Here is an 18,409-nt window from a genome sequence, read left to right as displayed (position 1 = left end):
TTCATATTTCCCATACAGGCGGGATCTATAGTTCTTCGAGCTCAAGGCGGAGGAACTTAACACTGCCCTCTGCCGGGATCAGGTTGGTGACCGTTTCGTAGCTCTCGTCGTAGTCGCCCATGTATTGCGCGGCGATTTCCGTTTCGTTCGTGATCGGGATATAAACAAGGTTGTAGGTATCCTTGATCGAGTAATCAACGCCTAGATTATCGCCAATCCGCTGGAGATGGACATACTGCATATAGTTTGTTCCCCCCACGTTCACAACATCCAACTCTGGATCAACACCGGTGTCGGCAGGGTTATTCGGATCACCGTTCAACCCGAACTCCAGCAGATTAAGCGCGCCATCGCCATCCGGGTCGGAAGCCATGTCGTCATCGAGCAGCAGGTGTTCAGCTCCCCACCATTTATATTCCGAGATAGCCGAAGCATTCTGAGCGGAAACACTTAGCGTGAGCACCTGCACCACCTTACCGTTTTCAATGTACCAGCCGATGGCGTCGACATGATCCAGAGTCGGGTTCACGACCGGCTGGCCCAGCGCAGTCCAGAATGTGTCGACCGGGGTGATATCCAGCGTCAGCCAGTTTGTGGCGGCATTTCCAATATCCGCGATCGACAGCACGGAAGCATCTTCCATGTAGGCTTCGCTGACGTACCAGGTCGAATCCTGACGAACCAAGGCGCGGGCGTATTTGCCGGTGGTCGCGTTGTCCATCAAACTGAAGTTATTCATGGAGAGCGCGTATTCGTATGCGGCCGCCGTCAGATCCACCTCGCCTGCGGCAACGACGTCCGGGTCGTCCATTTCCGACGCGAGAACGTAGGTCAAAATCGCGCTGTTGGTGGCGGTTCCACCACTCAGTTCATATTTGACTAACTGCGGATCGATTCGGTTGAACACGCGGGAACGATTATAATCCGTTTCATGCGTCTGGATATAGCCCCGAAGGGTGTTGTCCAAGGTGCCCATACTTTGCAGGGTCGCCGGATTTCCGTTTTCGATGAATATTCCCGACCGAACCGTAATGTTGCTTAGGGTTGTCCCCGAGTCCGTATTATCCAGCTTCGGCTTGTTCTGGGTTTCCAAATTAGCATAGGTGCTTCCGGTTCCTCCCAGTTTCAAGATACTGGAAACCGGGATGATGGTTCCGCTTTCCTGCGACGAGTTGGCACTGTGGAATGCACCTTGGTAGGAACGGAGCACATAGTAATAGGTCCAAACATCGTTGACGTCTGTATCCACATACGAGGTTGCATTGGAAACCACCGCATTCGTTGCATAGGGGCCTCCATCGTAGAGCGAGCGGAGAACGACATAGCCTTCGGTCGCCGACATACCGCTTTGCCAAGTCAGTTCGTTGGCGGTTGACGAAGATGCAACCGGTGTGGCTTCCGACCAGCTCGGCGGAAACAGCAGCGGTGCCGCGCCGTTGGAATGGGTCAGGCTGACGGAATCGATCTTGACGTCCAGCTCGCTGCTGACTGCAACATCCCCGGGATTTTGCGTTCCGTCCGCGAGCTTGGATTTTCCCATGGCAAAACGAAGCAACGGAGCAGCATAGGCTCCGGGCTTTTCATATTCCCACCAATCAGCAACTTTTGAAGGGTTCGTACCGTCGTTAGAAGATACTGCACCGGTCACCAGATTCGACAACGTAGCGAATGCCACGTAAAAGTCCTGCCCCGCTGTTTTCTGGATGGTATAGGTCAAACGGATCCTATCGGATTCAAAATCCGGACCGTCGGCCAGCAGATTGGTCGGATTGCTCCAAGCGGGATCCCATCCAAGCTTTTCAGGCTCCATGGCCGTGTTCAGCGCACGATTGTTGCCCGCGGAGTTGAAGGCCGTCCTTAACCCAAAAGCAGAACGGGACTGTACACAAAGGTTGACCTGATTCGTGTCGTTTACGTCCAGAGGATCCGCATCCGACAGGGTCAGTGCCAGATCAAGAGCAATAAAGTTCTGATTCTGTGCCGTTCCGATATTACGAACCACTTCATTGGTAGCAATGCTGTTCGTGATGCCTTCCACGATATCGTACTCGTACCACGCGTTGGTTTTATAGGCTCCCGGAAAGGCAACGGCTGAGAGCTGGAAGTCCACCGTGCCGCTCCAGGTGGCATTCACCCCGTTCGACATGGCCGAAGACCAGTATACCGTGTTTCCATTGGTCGTGTTCCAGGTTGCACCGTTGGGCGCGGTATCGGCATAGCCGTCGCCTGCGGCATCCACCTCGAATGCATTTGCGCCGGTTCCAGACAGTGCAACCCAATTTTTCTGGTTCGCCAAGTCACCACCGACATACCCTTCGGACGCTTTAAACGAAGTTGCAAATATGGGGCCGGTAACCACGGAAAGCGGTTTAGCGATCACAACCTCGGAAAGCGCCTCCGCGGCCCCATAAAATGCCGTGACTCTATAATAGTAGACCTGATTGTTTACGAGATCGGTGTCGGTATACTCAGCAACCGTATTTGACAGGCCATTGGTTGCTTCAGCCCAGGGCCCGGTCGAAAAATCGGATACCTCAACCTTGTAGCTGTCCACATCGTATAGGAATCCCCAGGAGAGGGTTGCCTGCTGATCCCCCGAAAGAACGGAAACCGCCGGCGGCACCGGCATCGGTGCAACATTCGATACCTTTTCGAAACTCAGCTTATCGACAATTACGCTATGAACATTGGTGCCGCCATTAAAGTCGGCATTTTCAACACGACCCATGAGAAAGTACGGAGCCGTATTGGTGTACACATCGATACGCGAATGGTGGAGCGTCGCAGCGCTGGTATAATTCGATCCTGTACCAAGGTTCTCGATGGATGCCCATGCACCATAAACCCCTTCATTTGCGGTTTTACGCATCGTCCAGGAAAGGCGCAGATCGTCCGTGACAAAGTCGGCACCTCCGCCAAGGCCGTCTTCGGGATCCCATCCGGTATCTTCAACCGGCAGAACCACCATATTATCACTTCCGTTAAACTGGAACTGCAAGGATCCATCATTGTCGGTTTTTACCGTCACAAATGCATCTTCCAGATGAACATCCCGCAGGTTATTGCTATTCACCGTCGATAAACCGATGTTGAAGATTTTCGTACGGGTCAGCGTGACCGGAGCCCCGGCAAAAGCATCATTCAGCTCAAGCTTAAAATCCATAATGCCCGACCACTCATCATCCACCTCGTTACCGGCCGATGTGGCATCGAGATAGACATATTGCCCGAGGTTATTGGTACCAAAATCATCAATCGTCAAGGTTTGATCAGCATATCCATCGCCTGCCGAATCAGTAATTTCAAATGCATTCGGTGCCGTATTCTCAACATGCTCCCATTTCGGAGAGGCTGTAGGTTTTCCGACAATGGTTCCATCGGAATATCCTTCAATCGCCTTAAAGTCGGTATTGATGATACTGCTGGTTTGTGCCGATGCTGCGGTGATCATGCCCGCGCCCATAAGCAAGGCTATCAATGATTTTTTCACGGTTCCTCCTCAGTTGTATTTCCTGTATCATGGATGCTTCCCCGATACGCTGTTACACCGGCGTTGCATCCTCCTATTTTCCCTACTACGGATTTTTGGTCCGACAGCCCATATTCAGGTCATATGATCGGTCGCGATTCATTGAACCTCCCGGTCAGATTTCCTTGCGCTCTCCTATAAGACGGGAGTGATCAACGACGATTCTCTCCAAGCTGAAATTTATACGCTTCATTACTGAATGTAATACCACCACAGGATGGTGCTTTGATGGTTTATGGGTGAAAAAAGAAACGAATTTAACCTGAGCTAGAGCACATCCACCTGGACGCGTATGAATCCGTTGGTTTTTCCAACCGTTGGAATATAATTGGTAACCGAATCATAATTTCCATCTTTGGTGGCGGAACCCACTTCGAGAACGTCATTGCTACTCCAGCTTCCGGAGAACAGGTTGGTGCCAACCACAACTGCATAATTCAGGTTGGTATCGTTGCGGCGCAGGTAGACATATTCAATCTGGTCGCCATTCAGCCCGTAGGTCGGATCGGCACCGTTATCGTCCGCATTGGTGGGGTTGCCGCCGAAGGCGTATTCGTAGAGGTTGTTGTATCCAGAGCCATCTGGATCAGCAATCAGCAAAGCATTCGTTCCGCTCAGGAGAAAGTCGCCCGTCCATCCAGCGTATCCGCCCTCTTCCGGAGGCGGAAGCAACGAACCCACCAAGATCAGTTCCATGCCACCGAGTACCACCGGGAATCCGCTGCCCGTGCGCTCGCCGGCAAGTTGCAACGGCAGGGTTGCGTTGGCTGTTACGTTCGAAATGATGATTTCATGGATGCGCAAATCCGCAGCATCGTTATCCGTTTCCGATGTAGCAACCACATGGGAACGGCTGTCAACATCCCAGTATTTGACGGATGAGTTGTTCCGCTTGTCGGTCGAATAGATCTTCAGCCTGTAGTAGCTTCCGGCGGTGACGGGCTGAAGACCGATCGAAAAGTCCACCGCGGTGTATGGCACGTCCTGCCCCACATCAGTCATGGCGAGCCCACTGAAGTTGGTTGCGGCGGGAACCACCGTTCCATCTTCCCACGCGGTGAAGATTCGGTTGCCAGTGCCTATTGACCACGATTGGATGGAGCTGAAGCCCGTAAAGGCCATTCCACCGTTCTTACGTTCGGCTGGCGTGATGGATGCGCCGTTCCAAACCACCCAGTCCACCGTTTCTGAGGCAGAGAAATGGTTTGTTACACCACCGCTTGGATTGCTCAGTGCGCCATCGGTAATTTTCGATGTGGTTCCCGTAACAACCAGATCCGCACTAATCACAACATCGTCATCCACGATGGTTGCGGAACCATGCGCATCGACGATCAGCGCGTTGACCAGGTTGCTGACTTCCAGGAAAAAATCGAGATCCGATTCCTCTTCGGTATCGCCGAAGATTTCCACATCAACCACGGCCTGCAAAACGCCTGCGGGAATAACGAGTATTCCGGATTTTGCGATATAGTCCGTTCCCGCAACGGCGGTTCCATCGGAAGTGGCATAATCGAACCTCACAGGGACAGAACTGGTGCTGGAGAGCGAAATAGTGAAGCTGGCGAATGTGGTCCCCCTGTCGCCTTCAGCCACAGCTCCGGCATCGGCCACGGTGATGGAAACATACGGCGCGTCTTCTGAAACGACGAGATCGTCAACAAACGCATCACCTTCGAGCGCAATGCCGACGAACGGGAAAGTTCCAATCATTGGAAACCACACACCGCCTGCGCCCGATCCGTTCGGTGTGGTGCGACCAACGGCGTGTTCAAGCATAACGCCGTTGAGCAGGATGGAATAATAGTGCGTGCGGTAGTCGAGCTGGAGGGCCACGCGGTTCCAATCATTAGAAGAAATGGCCACGGCATCGAAAACACTCCAGATCAGGTTGGACGAGCCATATTCGGTGTGCCCGGCCACCAAGTTGCCGTTGGCGTTTACGTAAACACAGGCGTTGGCGTTGGTGTCCACTTCGGGATGCCCCGGCTCCGACCAAAAAGCTTCGGCGTTGATGATGGAATCAACCCAAACAACCGATGAAGACGCCCCATCAATCGCGTTGGTTGCGCCGCCTGCGACGTCGAGCACCTTGGTGTGGGTTCCAACCACTGGAAAGCCCTTATTTGCACCATCGTAGATGTAGGCCAGATTAGTGACCACCGCACTTCCGCTCCAGCCATTGGTATTATTCAGCATGGTGCCTGATGAATAGTCTTCGAATGACTCTACGAATGGAACACTGTTTGTATCCACCGCAGCGACCGACCCCGCAACTGCGAGAATTGATAAAGCGAAAGCATGTTTGTGAAACGGCATATAGTTCCCTCTGATTAAATGGATATCAATGAGACGCAACCTTGGCCGTTGCTTTCTCATATCCGGAGAATTTGAATTTTTTCATCCAAAACATTCAACCCACGGCATTCTATATGTATAAAGGGCAACCTATGAATCAGGAAGAACGAGAAACCTACCGCACCCGGATCACCCTGCTTGAAAAGGTGCAAAACCAATACGACAATCAGGCATGGGACGAGTTTGCCGCGTCGTATCAGGACTATATCTATGGCGTGCTGCGCCACTTGAACATTCCCTACGAGGATGCCGGCGACCTGCTCCAACAGGTGCTGCTCAAGCTCTGGAAAAAGCTGCCGGAGATCGAAATTCACAAGCTCAAGCGCTTCCGCAGCTATCTCGCCGTCACCACCCGCAACTGTGCCCACGACTATGTTCGCAAAAAAATCAGCGACCGCAACAAGCACGAAAAACTACGCGAGTCTAACGAGCTGGAATATTTCGATTCCATTACCATGCCCGATATCAACCGCATTGCTGAGCAGGAGTGGAACAACTACATTGCCGGCCTTGCCCTCAAGAATATCTCGCAGGATTTTTCGGACGAAGCGATCGACCTTTTCAAGGGACTCATGGCGGAGCAGGACATCAAAGAATTGGCCGAGAAACTGGGCATGGGACTCAGCACCGCCTACCGACTGAAAAGCCGCATGAAGGAACGCCTGATCGCCCAGATCAAGAGCCTTAATGATTATCTGGGGTAGCGCAACTCCTCACGGACGGGGGGCACGCCCTAACTGGCGGGAACCACATCCACATCCAGGGCCTTGCGCAGCTTCTTCAGGTTTTTCTCCGACAGCATCCCCTCCGAAATAATCAACTTGCGAATGTCCAGGTTGCTCAGGCGATAAACGGCATCTTTTTGATCATAAATTTCCACATTACGTGCAATCAGTGTTTCGAGATTGCGAAGACGACGGAATTCAGAAAAATCGCGGACCTCGGTATTGCTGATATCGATCGTTTTCAGGTTTAAAGGCCGAAGGATGCTAACAAACCCTTCTCCCGTGTACTGAGGCGGACTGAACATCATATAGGGCGCACCGCTGAGATTCAGGTGATAGCCCCCGCCCTCCAACGGCTTCAGTTTCAGCTTACCGCCCCATCCCGGAGTGTCGTTGATGAGGTTCAGCATGGCGATCGCCACAGGCAGATGCTCCTCCGGATTAATCGTTGAAGGACGGTTCTTACGTTCGTAATAGGCGTAATAAAGAATCTGCTTGCGGAACTTGGCTTTGGTTACGGGCATTTCCAGCATCTGCGCAAACTGAGCATCACTGAGCAGGACCGAGTCATCGGCCTTGAGTTCGATGCCCAGCCGTGCCTGCTTACGAAATACACTGTTTAAAGCAGTTCCCGATTCTTCAAAATGGCCTTCGGCGGTGTTGTATTCCTCGCGAATAAAGGCAATGACCCCCAGCATCCAATGCAACTCCTTGCGGTAGTCCCCGCTGACAGTTTTACCCATTTCAGCCAGCACCAGTTCTTCCATCAGACCGACATCCCAGAAATCGCCGGATGAAGCCGAACGCAGCATGAAGGCCTTCATATCTTCATAGAGCTTACCCGAGCGTTCGGCCTCGGCGCGATACAACGAAAAATTGGTTTCGGCCGCGCGCCGCTGAACACTCACCTTGACCAGCGAAAAGCCAACCACAGCCGCCAACACAATGAAAAAGAGCAGCGCCACGGTCAGCATCTTGTTATGACGGCGACCATAGAGCTGCAGTTGCTTGAAGAGCCCCGCCCGTTCGGCTCGGGTGGCATACCCACGCAGATAACGTGTAACCTCGTCCGCCAGTTCTTTAGCCGTTCCATAGCGGTTGGAGGGATCGAGCGATAACGCCTTGAGGGAAACGGCGGCAAGGCTTGTGGACACCTTGGAGGCCGGCAGGCGCACCCGCGGGTTCAGAATGCGGCCCTCCCGCGTGTTTCGGACAATTTCCTGGACCGTGTCACCTTTCACTGGAACCCGACCGGTGAGGATAAAATAGAGCAATGCGCCAAGCGCATAGACATCCGCCCGCGTGCTGACAAAGCCCTTGGCCACCGTTTGCTCCGGTGCCATATAGCCCGGGGTGCCCTTCATCATGCCCGACAGGGTCATGTCGTTCAGCACGTCCGAATCGAATTCCTCGGCGTCATCGTCCAGCTGCGTTTCATCGCCACCCACCACCTTGGCCAAACCCCAGTCGTAAAGAATGGTCTGCCCGTGACGCCCGACGCGCACGTTGGACGGCTTAATGTCAAGATGCAGCACCCCGCGCGAATGGGCATAGGTGACGGCATCGCATACATCGAGAAAAATCGAGAGCAGGCGATCCATCGGATATTTCTCACGATAGTCGTCTTCGTTGTCCTTTTGCCGGTGGACAATCTGCCGGAGCCCCTCGCCCGTGAGCAGGCGCATCACAAAATACGGAATGCCTTCGCCGTCGAGTCCAATCTCGTAGACCGGCAGAATATTTGGATGCTGCAGTTTGGCGGTGAGGCGCGCCTCCCGCAGGAACTGCTCCATATCCGAACGTGTCTCCCGCTTTCGAGGACGGGCGATCGCCACATAGCGGTCGGCCTGCGAATCGTAGACCTTGGAAATGGTTTTTTCACCGCCGGCCACCATGAAGTTTTCGTTGGTAAAGTGGTAGCGGGATTCGTCCAGCGAATTCAGGATCGGCGACGTCGCTGCCAGCTCCTCCTCAGTCAGTACATCATTGCCGGAATCAAGGAACTGGGATACCAGTGTCCCGGCATCCTTCAGGGACTCGGCTTCCCGCTGATTGAATTCATTCATAAGAGAACTTATACCTTCCATGGCCTCCCTTTCCAAGCTTTGGAAAAGCAGAGGCCGCACAATGGCAGCCCTGGTTAGAACGATTCCAGTGGGCGGCACGCTCGGAGAGCAAGTCCTCCCCGGTGTTCAATCATCGCTAGCCAATCCCTTGTAGTCGCCACTGGCAGTGAACGGAGCATCATAGTCCGCGCCGTGGTAGCTGTTGCTGCACGAAAGGTTCCAAAGGTCATACTCCGTCGTAAGAGAGAAAAGGACGGTCGCATTGCCAGCGGAAATGTTCTCGCGCTCGATCAAATATTGATTGGTGAGCGTCATGTCGAACAACAGCCATTCATCAATAGGAAACCCTTGCCTTTCGGTAAACCCGTCGGAATAGGCCCCCGGGCGCACCTTCATGGCCTTGAAGGCCTGACTCATAATGACCGAGGTGTCGTGCGACTGGAACGCAATCGAGTTAGCGCGCGCGGACATGGCCCCCTCGATGCAAGGCACGAGGCTGATCCCGTCGCGCGGATGCGGATCAACATAGTCGATCCCTGCCGCATCGAGATGCGTCAGGAAATAGTCGCTCGTGCTGGCCAGGAAACCGGTGGTGCGATTAGCCGGAACCTTCGCCGGCCACTCGAGAACGGTGGGTACGCGAATCCCGCCATCGAACAAATGCCGCTTCGAAGCGAGATAGGGGCCCGACGAGCCGGTGGTCTGGCCGTTGTCGGTGGTGAACCACAGAATCGTGTTGTTCTCGATGCCCTTTGCTCGGAGCCACGTGCGCAGGCGACCGATCTGCCGATCCATCGCCGTGATGGAGCCATAGTATTTTTTCTCGCCATCGCTTCCGCTGGGATAGAGCGCCTGGTCGGCGGCGCTGGCATCCAGATCCTTGTGCGGCGTATGGAACCAGATGCAAGCCATGAACGGCTTACCCTGGCTGACCGCGCGGTCCATGAAAGGAATCGCCCGATCCATAATGATTTCGGAAGTATCGCCAAACAAAGGATCGGTGTATTCGACGCCGTTGTGGTAATAGGGATTATAGTCGGAATCCATTTCGGGCGGATCATCGACCCCGGCTGGGCCGTAGGGATCGTAGGTCTTTACGGAATGCGTCACCGAAAACCATTCATCGAAACCGGCCATGCCCGGCGTGTAGTGATCCATCCGCGTGGCCTGCCCCCAGTCCTGGTGCGGCACCATTCGACCCAGGTGCCATTTTCCAAAATGCCCGGTGGTATAGCCCGCATGTTTCTTCAGCACATCGGGCAGCGTAATTTCCTCCACGCGTCCGCCGCCCTGGTTGGCCTCCCAGATGCCATAGCGAAAGGCGTGGCGGCCGGAAATGCAACTGCCGCGCGTTGGCGAGCAGACCGGCGACTGCGCGTAGAAACGGTCGAAACGCAGGCCGGACGAGGCCATCGCATCAAGATGCGGCGTCAAGACGGGATCCTCCATCTTATCATTCCATCCATAATAGCCCACATCGCCCGGCCCCATATCGTCGGCCATCATCATGATGATGTTCGGTGCCGTCGAAGCGTTCGGTTTGCGCCCCAGGATCTTGATAATTTGTGCGTTCGAGATGCCGGCAATGACCACCAGTCCCAAAATAAACAATGGTTTCTTCATCGACTTCTACCAGCTTCCGATGGTGACTTGATTGGTGTATCCCACCGGATAATTCGGTGTATTTTCGCTGTGCACGATGTAGTCGGCTGTGGCCTTGGGGCTCATCACGGCTTTCACGTCCGCCTCGACCAACGTGCTCATATTCAGCCCGCGCTCCATCAGCTCCGGATAATCGGCATAGCGATCCCGAGTTGTGGCATCGGACGTCCACTGTGCCAGCCATGCATCATATTTGGAATAGAGATCCGTCATCACGACCGGGTTGGCCGCCTTCACATTGCTGTTTTCGAAGGTATCATCCTTGTGGTAGAGTTCCTCAGACTGGCTGAAGCCATTGGCGCTGTAGAACCAGTGGATATATTTCCATTCGCGCGTAATCAGTGCCAAATGCTGCTCGGCACGCGAATTCCAAATGTCCATGACCAACATCGAGTCGTGGATGTCCAATGCCGGATTTTCCAGCAGCGGCAGTATGCTGCGGCCATGGTAGCCACGGTTGCCGATGGTGCCGTCGGGATCGTAGGCCACTTTATAATCCACACCCGCAAGATCAAGCATGGTAGGCACCACATCGATGTTTCCCACCACCGCACCGCAGCTCTGTCCGTGCGAGACCGGTTTGCGCGGATCATAAACAATCATGGGCGTACGGGAACCTTCTTCATAGGCATAGACCTTGTCACCAAAGCCCTTTGAATTCCGAAAATAGCCGTTGTCCGACATGAAGATGACAATGGTGTTGTCGGCCACGCCCTGTGCCTCCAGCTCAGCGCGCACCATACCAACGCAGGCATCAATTCCATAGATCAACGTGTTGTATTGATCGGCACTGGTGTCACTCCACCCGCCCTTGAATGCCGTGCGCCCGCAAAATGCCTGCGGTGGCAAATGCAACGCGCTGGCCAATCCATCGTTGGGTGATCGATCAATTTCCGTGCCGTCGTAGACGGAAGCATAGCGCGGATCAAACTCACTCAGCGGACTGTGAGGTGCTTTAAAATTCAGCGAAAGCATGAAGGGTTGTTCAGAATGCTGCTGCACGCATTCTTTGATAAACGCCTGCCCCAACAGCGCCTGAGCATAGGTTTCGTGCTCGTTGCGCACGCCGTCGCCCAACGATGCCCAATGGTCATTTTCGAACCACCAGCTTGCATTCGGATTACTGTCCATCCAATAGTTTCCGTCGCCGGAACCATTGGAAAAACCGAACCAACGGTCAAAATCCTGTTTTTTCCCACCGGTATAATTATACACCTGGCAGTGCTCTTTGCCCCCGAACGCCGTGCGGTACCCCGCTGCTCTCAGCCGAACCGCATACCCGCCCTGCCAATCATCGATCGTTATCTTTTTTTCGTTTTCGCGGTTAAAGTTACAGCCCGTGGAAAATTCGTAGAGTCCGGTAAAGACCTGCCCGCGGCTGGCGGAACAAATCGGCGTGGTATCGTAAGCACGGGTAAAGTTCATGCCATCAGAGACCAGCTGATCCAGATGAGGCGTTTGAAGATCGGCATCCCAGCTGTTCAATGCGGCGATGCGGTCGTAGCGCATATCATCGCATAACATAAACACGATATTCGGCCGCTCGGTCTGAACCTGCGTTTTCCTGCCTAAAACTTTGAGAACCTGCCCTTGCGCCCCTATTTCAAGACATAAAGCCAATACAAATACATACCCCGAAAATCTCATATAGAATAACCTCCAGCTATAAGACGCAAGGGGAGCTTCCATTTTTCCATTCCTTGGAAAAATTAAGCAATCGAAGCGGAGATTCTCTTACTCTGCCATACGTTTCCCTTCCATTAGATCCCAAATAGAGATCCCTTCCTCTCGGAAACGGACAACGGCCGGTTTTTCAAGCAAGCCGATCGACTCAAACGGAATCTGCAGAAACCCGCGCTTCAAGGCGGGCGAACCTTGCTTCAGAGTGAAGTCAAAGTTTTCCACCCCCTGGAACATGGGAGCTGCGGCCACACTGTTGGCATCCTGCCCCGCCGTCTGGCGTTGCTTGAGCCATGCCGCTGATCCGGCTGGATCACCGGCGGCATAAAAGACATTCCCGTCGCCATAGTGTACATCGATCTTTCCGATAAACTGGGTATTGGCTTTCGGGTGCCAGAAAATATTTCGGCTGACCCGCGTCCCGGGGCTGCCGACCTCATGCTCCTTGTCGAGCGAGGTCACCTTGCCGATGGCATCCTGTCCCCAGTTGAGAATCATATTATTCTCAAACGCGTTTTCGTGTTTCAGATTCGCGCCGCTCAGGCGGGGCTGATCAAGGCCGATCAGGATGTTGCCGTAAAAATCCGATTCATACTGTTCGTCATCATTACGGAACATACCGGGAGGCGTTGGGCTGGCATAAACCATGTTGTATCGGAATGTGTTGCCGTAGGTGCCGGAAAGATAGAGCGCATTCCCGTCGCCGCCTTCCACCATGGCGGCGCCGATTTCATTATATTCAATCATATTGCCGCGGCTGTGCGCATAATCCAGGCAACCTTTAAACGTTGCCGGCTTTCCCCCGATCTCTTTCCAGCGCATGATGCGCATGATTTCACGCAGGTCGGGATAAGCGGTTGGAAAATCAGGAAAATCCTTAAAGCGGTACCCAAAGAAACGCGGTCGTACCCCCGATACCACGATGGCATCGTAGAGCGTGTCGTGAATATAGTTATGGCTGATCGTATTGTATCCGCTTTGGAAGACAAAGATCCCCAAGCCATGGAACCACAGTTGACCGATGCGCGAAATCTCGTTGTTTGTGATCAGGTTGTTTTTATTCACGTCCTTCGTACCCGGTCCATACCCGCAAAGCAGGATGCCGGTGTAACCTATATTTTCAATAAGGTTCCCTTCCACCCGGTTGTTCTGACAATAGAGATCCAGCCGGATTCCACTGTTTGCCCCATTGATTAGACGGTTACCGCTGATTTCGCAGTTCTCCGCACCGCGCATGCGGATATAGGCATTCCCCTCATCAAACAGCTCCCAGTCATGCTGAATGCCCCGTGTCTCCTTTTTGAAAACAAACCGTTTACCATGCTTAAAGGTCAGGCCCTTGATGGAGATGCCCTGTACCGGAACATCAGAATCGCCCCACTCATCATTTTCACCATCAATGCGGATATATTCTTCGAGCGACGGCGCAACGATACGTTGCTTCAACTGCGCCTCGTTTGCAGGCCAGAGATACACCTTGCGTTCCTGGGTGTTAACGATCCAGGTGCCCGGCCGACTCAACCCCTCCGGCACATTGCAGAGCTCACCGCCTTCCACCAATTCGGTTTCAATGTTATGGCTCTTTTTCTTTCTCGGAATATGTCCACTGAGTTTATACGTGCCCTCCACCTGGGTACGCGCGACATTTTCATTCAGATCGACCGACTTAAGACCCAGATAGTTGCAGACCCAGTTGCGGGTCGGCTTCAGGTAAATCTCGATGTCTTCCACATTGTTCCAGTTGCGGAAAGGCCCCGGTTTAAAATGCAACAGGTCCAGCTCCTCCCAGCGCGTGCGCGTTCCGTCAATCGCCATCGGCAGGGTCGGTGCGCTTTCATACGGAATGCGCGCGCGATCGATAAAACCCTCTTCATCAAAGAGCGAATAAAACCGCTCCAACCCATCTGGCATGTCGGCCATATAGACATTACCGGTCGCTTCAGCAGGTGCACCCTCCGGTAAAGTCGAAGCTTTTTTCCATCCGACAAGCTCTACACCGGAATCCAGAATGGGTGTTTCATTCGGAAAAGCTTCATAGCTGACCCGCAACCCCAACGGCGCTCCGTCCTGCACATTCAGCACAAAGGGCTGTTCGATGGTATAGGTTCCACCGCGCAGAAATACGCGGATGTTCTGCCGTCGCTCTTCAGGCGATAATCCGCGAATCGTATCCCGCGCTTTTTCCAAGGTTTGGAAAGGCGCTTCAAGCGATCCGTCCGCCGCATCCGATCCATCCGGAGCAACATAAAGTTTAAGTTCTGCAACCGATGCAAGTGCCAGTGCAAAAATAGCCGTCAAACATACCGTTTGTTTCATCATCAGATATCCCATCGATTACTTCTTGTTCTTTTTTCCACTGCCGAATGCATTCCACTCGTCGACGGGTTTAAACGCCGGATCATTATAATCACCACCCGCGTGGCTCGCCTCCATGGACTTGAGATAGTCCATCAATTCTTTCGTCATGATCTCCACCCGTTCAGGATGCGCAGAGGCCACGTTGTTTTCCTCGCTCCAGTCTTTGGAGAGGTCGTAGAGCTCACCTTTCGGCAGTACGAGTTTGTAGCGATCCTTCACGAGCGTGGCCCCACTCTTGGCGCGGAAAGGCATGGCCTTGTCGCGCTTATCCGTTTCCCCGGAGAGAATAGGCAGAATGTCCTGTCCATCGATCGGGCGGGCATCGGGCATGTCATATCCGACCAACTGCATCGCCGTCGGAAAATAGTCCAATGTGGAGAGCGGCGTCTCAATCGTTGTACCGGCCTTAAGCTTGCCCGGCCACTCCACAAGGGCCGGCACCCGCACCCCGCCATCATAAAGACTGCGTTTACGTCCCCGCAATCCGGCCGTTGTTCCGGCTTTTTTCCCTTTGGCCGCTTTGCCTTCGGGACCGTTATCCGAACAGAAAAAGATCAAGGTATTTTCCGCCACCCCCCATTCACGCACCTTGGAACGAACGCGGCCCACCTGCTCATCCAGCTCAGTGATGCAGCCATAGTAGTGGGCGGCTTCGTCATGACTTTCATACATCTTCAGATAATCCGGCCCCGCCTTGATGGGCTCATGCGGGGCATTAAACCAGATCACCGAAAGAAACGGGGTTTCCGCCTGAACCGCTTGCTCCATGAAGGGAATCGCCCGATCCACCACCACACGCGCCGCACCGCCCAGCAGGCTTTCGTCGGATGCGGGCAAAGGTGTGCCATCGTCATAAAATGGATTTTTATCGCTGGCCGGATCCCAGGTGGACACCGAAGATTCCACAACGAACGAGCGATCATAATCGCGTTCCCACGGCGGCGCATAGTTTTCAGCCGGCTTGCGTTTTTCGCCCTTGGTTGAATGCGTCTTGCTGAGTGTACCGAGGTGCCATTTTCCAAAATGCCCCGTGGTATAGCCCTGCTCTTTCAACATGCGGGCCAACGTAATTTCCTGTTTGGGCAGATGCCCGATATTTGCGGAAAAGATCCCATAGCGATAATAGTGCCGCCCGGTCAAACACGTGCCGCGCGTCGGTGAGCAGACGGGGCCGGCAGCATAGAAATGGCTTAACTTCACGCCGTCCTTTGCCATCTGATCGAGCTCCGGCGTTTGGATGATTTCGTTGCCGTTAAACCCGGCATCTCCATAGCCAAGGTCATCCGCCATCATCAGAATGATGTTCGGCCTTTCCGCCAGCGCGGCTGCGGCAATCAGCAAGGCTCCTACAAACAAACCCGTTTTTATCTTAATCATGTTTCAACTCCAGAAGTAAGGGATAATGGTCAGATATCGTATCCAGCACAGCCGCCCGAGGATAAATTATCGAGCCTCCAGCCAATGCGGAACTCGTGAAAATATAATCAATGCGCTGACCCAGTCCCTCAAATTCCTCAGCGGACATATCGGGAAAATGAAGCCGAGTCGGAAACGTGGCAGGCGGGTTAACCGATAAATCCACAAGTCCCGCATCCAGAAACAGCTGCACAACAGAAAAATCGAGATTCCCCGCATCATCAAACGCACGATGCGACCCGCCCTCCTTGGCCAGCCATTTTTCCAACAGGCCGGCTTGCTTCGCCAACTGTGACTTATCGCTCAGGGCATGTGCATTAAAATCCCCCAGTACAACAACCTTTTCACCGGCCTCAACAAGCGGTGCAACCCGTTCCACCACGGCCCGCGCCTCCTTCTGCCGCCGGAGATAGTTTCGCGGATCAAAGTGAACCACAAAAAAGTGCATTCCAGCCGTTTTGCAATGAAGCGTCCCGCGCAGCTTAGGATTATTTTCAGGCTGGATCTGCTCCACTTTTTCTATCGGGGTTTTCGAGGTCAGCCCCTGCGGGAAACCGCCTTGACGATCAAAGATCATCGCATAGCAGTGGCCCCAGGATTTTGCCGCAGTTTCCAAACGTTCCTGATTGAATCCCTTCAGTTCCTGCAGAGCCAGCACATCGACATGCTGTGCTGCAATCCATTCCGCACCGGCTTCCAGGTGTTGTTTCTTATTAAATCCCAGCCAGACGTTGTAGGTCATCACCTTCAACGGTTCTGCGACAACTGCACTGACCAACAGACCAGCCAGGATACCTATAGAGATTCGTAAGCTCATTTCTTTTTCTTCGCTGCGACCGGGTTCTGCACTACCTGATTAGAAATCTGAACGGTTTCATCTTCGCCGCCGTCCCAATGTTTGTCGATAATCGACTGCAGATAAGGGTTTCCTGCATCCGAATCTTTCACTTCGGCACGAACCGCCTTGAGCTCGTCCTTGAGCATTTCAACAATTTCACAGTATTCCGGATTATCGTAGAGATTGTTCATTTCCTTCGAATCATTCTTCATGCTGTACAACTCCCATCCCGGCGGCGTACGCCCGTTGCCCTGTTCCCCTTTTTCATCCGCTCCATAGAAAAAGATCAGTTTCCACTCCTTGGTGCGGATGCCGAAATGGGCAGGGTTGTAATGATGTTTCATATGCATCCAGTAGCGGTAATACGTGGCGGTTCGCCAGCCCGACGGTTCCTTACCGGTTTCCATGGTGGAGCGGAAGCTGCGACCCTGCATAGTTCCAGGGGTTGGAACTCCGGCATAATCCAACAACATCGGGGCAAAATCGGTATTATTGACCAGCGCATCGGAACGGGAGCCCGCTTTGATCGATTTCGGGTATCGAACGATAAACGGCATGCGCATGCCCTCCTCATACATCCAGCGCTTGTCCACATAATCATGTTCACCCAGAAACATGCCCTGATCCGAGGTATAGATGATCAATGTGTTATCCAGTTCGCCCTCTGCCTCCAGATACTCAACCAGACGTTTAATATTGTCATCCACCCCGCGCACGCAGCGCAGGTATTTTTTTGCATAATCCTGATAGCAAAGATGCTTCACCTCGTCATCGTTCAAACCGTCGAAGGTATTTTTGATCGACCGATCAACACTCTTGATATGTGAGCGGTATCGATTCCGCCGTCCTACCGAGGACCCGATGTTAAAAAGCAGTTCGTCATTATGCCCGCGCGTCGCGATAGAACCGTTGTTTTGATTATCATACAGGCTCGCCGGTTCCGGAATATCGACATCCGCATACAGCGATTCATAGCGCTCGTGATAATCCCAGGGGCCATGCGGCGCTTTGAACTGCGTCATCAAGAGAAAGGGCTTTGTTTTATCCCGATTCTTTAACCAGCTCAGTGATGAATCCACGATCAGATCCGAACAGTAGCCCTCTTCGGTAAACGTTGTTTCTTCGGCATCCGGTGCAGCTCGCTCGAAAAATTCCGGATTATGATATTTTCCCTGACTGTGCAGAACTTTGTAATAGTCAAAAGCCAGCGGCTGAACCCCCAGATGCCATTTACCAATGACCGCGGTCTGATAGCCCGCTTCATGCATCTTAAGGGGAAGGGTCTGGTTTTCTTTTTCCACCTTGCCCCCCAGGCTTTTTGCTCCGTTAACATGACTGTATTGCCCGGTCAGGATCGATGCCCGGCTCGGACTGCAGACCGCATTGTTGCAAAACGTATTTTCCATTACCACGCCCTCGGCCGCCAAACGGTCCAGCGTCGGCGTCGGATTGACCGATGCCAACCGCCCTCCATACGCACCGATGGCATGCGCCGCATGATCATCCGACATAATATAGAGAATATTCGGCCTGGCCTGGACCAAACCAAGATGAAGTAACAGAATCCCCATCACCACCTGTATCTTTTTCATAAACCCTTTTGATAAAGCAAATATATGAGCCCAGCCGACCTTCATGGCATCAAACTCATACCACATCACAAAGTAAACGCCGCATTATCGGGGATGTTTGACCGGTTTCAGAAAGAAAGGTGTATTTGGCAAGGACAGGCCGTCGGGCTGCACGGACGATCGAACGTTGCAATGGCTCGGTTCGT

Annotated in this window: 10 protein-coding genes; 1 reads left to right on the top strand and 9 read right to left on the bottom strand. The window is 53.2% G+C overall.

From position 1 onward, the window contains the following. Positions 1 to 25 precede the first annotated feature (25 nt). Both E9954_RS24065 and E9954_RS24060 read right to left on the bottom strand, forming a co-directional pair. A complete protein-coding gene (locus E9954_RS24065; RefSeq protein ID WP_136081824.1) occupies positions 26 to 3,490 on the bottom strand; it encodes a fibronectin type III domain-containing protein in 3,465 nt (1,154 codons plus the stop codon). A 306-nt stretch (positions 3,491 to 3,796) separates the two neighbouring features. Next, the gene (locus E9954_RS24060; protein ID WP_168442558.1) at positions 3,797 to 5,728 is read right to left on the bottom strand and encodes a Calx-beta domain-containing protein; all 1,932 of its coding nucleotides are present in this window, start codon (positions 5,726 to 5,728) and stop codon (positions 3,797 to 3,799) included. Positions 5,729 to 5,979: 251 nt separating this feature from the next. Between E9954_RS24060 and E9954_RS24055 the strand changes: the two genes are divergently transcribed. Continuing rightward, positions 5,980 to 6,591, top strand: a complete 612-nt coding sequence (locus E9954_RS24055) for an RNA polymerase sigma factor (RefSeq protein WP_168442557.1) — start codon at positions 5,980 to 5,982, stop codon at positions 6,589 to 6,591. A gap of 29 nt (positions 6,592 to 6,620) precedes the next feature. Here E9954_RS24055 and E9954_RS24050 read toward each other — a convergent pair whose 3' ends face one another. The 7 genes from E9954_RS24050 to E9954_RS24020 form a co-directional block, all read right to left on the bottom strand. After that, positions 6,621 to 8,678 (bottom strand): serine/threonine protein kinase, encoded by a 2,058-nt coding sequence (locus E9954_RS24050; protein WP_168442556.1) that lies wholly within the window; start codon positions 8,676 to 8,678, stop codon positions 6,621 to 6,623. A gap of 126 nt (positions 8,679 to 8,804) precedes the next feature. Further along, on the bottom strand, positions 8,805 to 10,301 hold the full coding sequence (locus E9954_RS24045) for a sulfatase-like hydrolase/transferase (protein ID WP_222847297.1): 1,497 nt from the start codon (positions 10,299 to 10,301) through the stop codon (positions 8,805 to 8,807). 6 nt (positions 10,302 to 10,307) lie between these two features. Continuing rightward, entirely contained in the window at positions 10,308 to 11,987 is a 1,680-nt protein-coding gene (locus E9954_RS24040) for a sulfatase-like hydrolase/transferase (RefSeq protein ID WP_281281265.1), read from the bottom strand. An 87-nt stretch (positions 11,988 to 12,074) separates the two neighbouring features. Continuing rightward, positions 12,075 to 14,339 (bottom strand): right-handed parallel beta-helix repeat-containing protein, encoded by a 2,265-nt coding sequence (locus E9954_RS24035; protein ID WP_168442554.1) that lies wholly within the window; start codon positions 14,337 to 14,339, stop codon positions 12,075 to 12,077. A 15-nt stretch (positions 14,340 to 14,354) separates the two neighbouring features. After that, complete coding sequence (locus E9954_RS24030; protein WP_136081818.1) at positions 14,355 to 15,755, bottom strand: sulfatase family protein; 1,401 nt, start codon at positions 15,753 to 15,755, stop codon at positions 14,355 to 14,357. Then, positions 15,748 to 16,611, bottom strand: coding sequence for an endonuclease/exonuclease/phosphatase family protein (locus E9954_RS24025; RefSeq protein WP_136081817.1), 864 nt, complete (start codon positions 16,609 to 16,611; stop codon positions 15,748 to 15,750). Before E9954_RS24025 ends, E9954_RS24030 begins: the two co-directional genes overlap by 8 nt. Continuing rightward, positions 16,608 to 18,224, bottom strand: a complete 1,617-nt coding sequence (locus tag E9954_RS24020) for a sulfatase family protein (protein ID WP_136081816.1) — start codon at positions 18,222 to 18,224, stop codon at positions 16,608 to 16,610. Before E9954_RS24020 ends, E9954_RS24025 begins: the two co-directional genes overlap by 4 nt. Positions 18,225 to 18,409: the final 185 nt, after the last annotated feature.

This window comes from Pontiella desulfatans (assembly GCF_900890425.1).
Lineage (GTDB): Bacteria > Verrucomicrobiota > Kiritimatiellia > Kiritimatiellales > Pontiellaceae > Pontiella > Pontiella desulfatans.
The sequence above is the reverse complement of the archived record's forward strand: the minus strand, read 5'-3'. Positions and strand labels throughout refer to the sequence as shown.

Coding starts and splice junctions, on each gene's coding strand:
- E9954_RS24045 (WP_222847297.1), bottom strand. CDS start 10,301: ATGAAGAAACCATTGTTTATTTTGGGACTGGTGGTCATTGCCGGCATC.
- E9954_RS24055 (WP_168442557.1), top strand. CDS start 5,980: ATGAATCAGGAAGAACGAGAAACCTACCGCACCCGGATCACCCTGCTT.
- E9954_RS24025 (WP_136081817.1), bottom strand. CDS start 16,611: ATGAGCTTACGAATCTCTATAGGTATCCTGGCTGGTCTGTTGGTCAGT.
- E9954_RS24020 (WP_136081816.1), bottom strand. CDS start 18,224: ATGAAAAAGATACAGGTGGTGATGGGGATTCTGTTACTTCATCTTGGT.
- E9954_RS24040 (WP_281281265.1), bottom strand. CDS start 11,987: ATGAGATTTTCGGGGTATGTATTTGTATTGGCTTTATGTCTTGAAATA.
- E9954_RS24060 (WP_168442558.1), bottom strand. CDS start 5,728: ATGCTGAATAATACCAATGGCTGGAGCGGAAGTGCGGTGGTCACTAAT.
- E9954_RS24035 (WP_168442554.1), bottom strand. CDS start 14,339: ATGATGAAACAAACGGTATGTTTGACGGCTATTTTTGCACTGGCACTT.
- E9954_RS24050 (WP_168442556.1), bottom strand. CDS start 8,678: ATGAATGAATTCAATCAGCGGGAAGCCGAGTCCCTGAAGGATGCCGGG.
- E9954_RS24030 (WP_136081818.1), bottom strand. CDS start 15,755: ATGATTAAGATAAAAACGGGTTTGTTTGTAGGAGCCTTGCTGATTGCC.